Source organism: Calidithermus chliarophilus DSM 9957, from assembly GCF_000430045.1.
GTDB classification, from domain to species: domain Bacteria; phylum Deinococcota; class Deinococci; order Deinococcales; family Thermaceae; genus Calidithermus; species Calidithermus chliarophilus.
In genome coordinates this window covers 1,608,998-1,611,290 of the sequence record NZ_KE387023.1, presented here as the reverse complement: position 1 = coordinate 1,611,290, position 2,293 = coordinate 1,608,998, and the positions used below count along the sequence as shown (strand labels likewise).

Annotated in this window: 4 protein-coding genes; all 4 read right to left on the bottom strand. The window is 67.6% G+C overall.

Features of this window, described 5'->3' with window-relative positions:
- Nucleotides 1-711 (bottom strand): 30S ribosomal protein S3 (gene rpsC, locus MEICH_RS24235; RefSeq protein ID WP_036218456.1); only part of this gene is annotated, 711 nt, incomplete at its 3' end.
- Nucleotides 701-1,042: a 50S ribosomal protein L22 gene (rplV, locus tag MEICH_RS0107850; RefSeq protein WP_027892142.1), complete on the bottom strand. Its 342-nt coding sequence runs from the start codon at nucleotides 1,040-1,042 to the stop codon at nucleotides 701-703. The genes rpsC and rplV, both read right to left, overlap by 11 nt.
- Nucleotides 1,043-1,095: 53 nt before the next feature.
- Nucleotides 1,096-1,374, bottom strand: a complete 279-nt coding sequence (gene rpsS / locus MEICH_RS0107845; RefSeq protein WP_027892141.1) for a 30S ribosomal protein S19 — start codon at nucleotides 1,372-1,374, stop codon at nucleotides 1,096-1,098.
- 35 nt (nucleotides 1,375-1,409) lie between these two features.
- Complete coding sequence (gene rplB / locus MEICH_RS0107840) at nucleotides 1,410-2,240, bottom strand: 50S ribosomal protein L2 (protein ID WP_027892140.1); 831 nt, start codon at nucleotides 2,238-2,240, stop codon at nucleotides 1,410-1,412.
- Nucleotides 2,241-2,293 lie beyond the last annotated feature (53 nt).

Below are 2,293 nucleotides of genomic sequence, written 5' to 3'. Positions count from 1 at the left end.
GCGGGGACGGCCGTCTTCGCGGTCGCGGCGGGGCGCGGCGGGGCGGGGCGTGGGGGCGGGGACCGCACCGACCCTCTTGCCGCCGATGACCTCGCCCATGAAGACGTAGGCCTTCACGCCCAGCGAGCCGTAGGTGGTCTCGGCGCGGGCGGTGCCGTAGTCGATGTTGGCGCGCAGGGTGTGCAGGGGCACGCGGCCTTCGGCGGCCCACTCCACGCGGGCCTGCTCGGCGCCGCCGATGCGGCCGGAGACCACGATCTTAGCCCCCTGGGCCCCGCTCTCGCGCACGCGCTGCACGGCCTGCTTGATGCTGCGGCGCACGGCGAAGCGGCGCTCGATCTGCTCGGCCACGCGCTGGGCCACCAGCGGGGCGGAGAGGTTGGGGTTGCCCACTTCCTGCACGTTGAGCGCCACGGTCTTGCCGGGGAACTGCTTCTGCAGGCTCTCGCGCAGGCGCTTGATGGTCTCGCCGCCGCGGCCGATCACCACGCCGGGCTTGGCGGCGTAGACGGTGACGGCCACGTTGTCGGCCGCGCGCTCGATGTCGATGCGGGCCAGGCCGGCAGGACGGAGCTCACGCTCGATCTGCGCGCGGATCTTGCGGTCTTCGACGATGGTCTTGGCGTAGGTCTTCTTGCCGGCGTACCAGCGCGACTCGAACTCGCGGGTGATACCCAGGCGCAGGCCCACGGGATTGATCTTATTTCCCATCTTTCTCCCCCACGACGATGGTGATGTGGCTGGTACGCTTCTTGATGATGTGGGCCTGGCCGCGGGCGCGGGGCAGCACCCGCTTGAGCGCGGGCCCCTCGTCCACATAGGCGGCCTTGACCACCAGTTGGTCCTCGAGCATGTCGAAGTTGTTGATGGCGTTGGCCGCGGCCGACTCGAGCACCTTCACCACGGGCTCGGAGGCCCGCTTGTTGGTGTACTTGAGGATGGCCTTGGCCTCGTCCACACCCTTGCCCCGGATCAGGTCCACCACCAGGCGGGCCTTGCGGGGCGACATGCGGATGTAGCGAGCGATGGCTTTAGCTTCCATTCCGTGCATTCTCCCTTCGGTCGCCCTTCCGGCTGAGCCGGAAGGTGGCGGACTTATTTCTTGGTGGCCTTGGTGTCCTTCCCGTGCCCGCGGTAGGTGCGGGTGGGGGCGAACTCGCCCAGCTTGTGCCCTACCATCTGCTCGGTGACGTACACCGGGACGTGCTGCTTGCCGTTGTACACCGCCAGGGTGTGGCCGATCATCTCGGGGACGATGGTGCTGCGACGGCTCCAGGTCTTGATGACCCGCTTCTCACCCTTGGCGTTCATCGCCTCCACCTTCTCGATGAGGTGGCCGTCGATGAAAACCCCTTTCTTCATGCTACGCGGCATAGTTTCTCCTACTCGTGCCTAGGGCACCAAAATCCTTATTTCTTGCGCCGGGCAACGATGAGGGCGCTCGAGGGCTTCTTCTTCTTGCGGGTCTTGAGACCTTTAGCCTGCTGGCCCCAGGGCGAGACGGGGGCGCGGCCGCGGGGGGCACGGCCCTCACCACCGCCGTGAGGGTGGTCCACCGGGTTCATCACGGTGCCGCGTACGTGGCCCTTGCGGCCGCGGTGGCGGGTGCGGCCTGCCTTGCCCAGCACGATGTTCTTGTGGTCGGCGTTGGAGACGGTGCCGATGGTGGCGTAGCTCTCGGCGTGGACCTTGCGCAGCTCGCCCGAGGGCAGGCGCAGGATCACGTAGTCGCCTTCGCGGCCCTGGACCTGCACGCTGGTGCCGGCGCTGCGGGCCATCTTGGCGCCCTTGCCGGGCTCGAGCTCGACCGCGTGGATCACCGTACCGACCGGGATGAAGCGCAGGGGCAGGGCGTTGCCGGGCTGGATGACGGCTTCGGGGCCGCTGAGCACCTCGGTGCCCACCGCCAGGCCGTCGGGGGCCAGGATGTAGCGCTTCTCGCCGTCCTTGTAGAACAGCAGCGCGATGCGCGCGGTGCGGTTGGGGTCGTACTCGATGGCGGCCACCTTGGCCGGGATGTTGGCCTTGTCGCGGCGGCGGAAGTCGATGATGCGGTACAGGCGCTTGTGCCCGCCGCCACGGAAGCGGCTGGTGATGCGGCCCTGGTTGTTGCGCCCGCCGGTCTTCTTGATGGGGGCGGTGAGGCTCTTCTCCGGCTTGGTCTTGGTGATCTCGGAGAAGTCCGCCACCGTCATGAAGCGGCGCGACGGGGTGTAGGGACGGAATTTCTTGACTGCCATTTTCTACCTCACTTGATACGAGCTAACCGAGTCGCTCTGATCCCAAGTGGTCT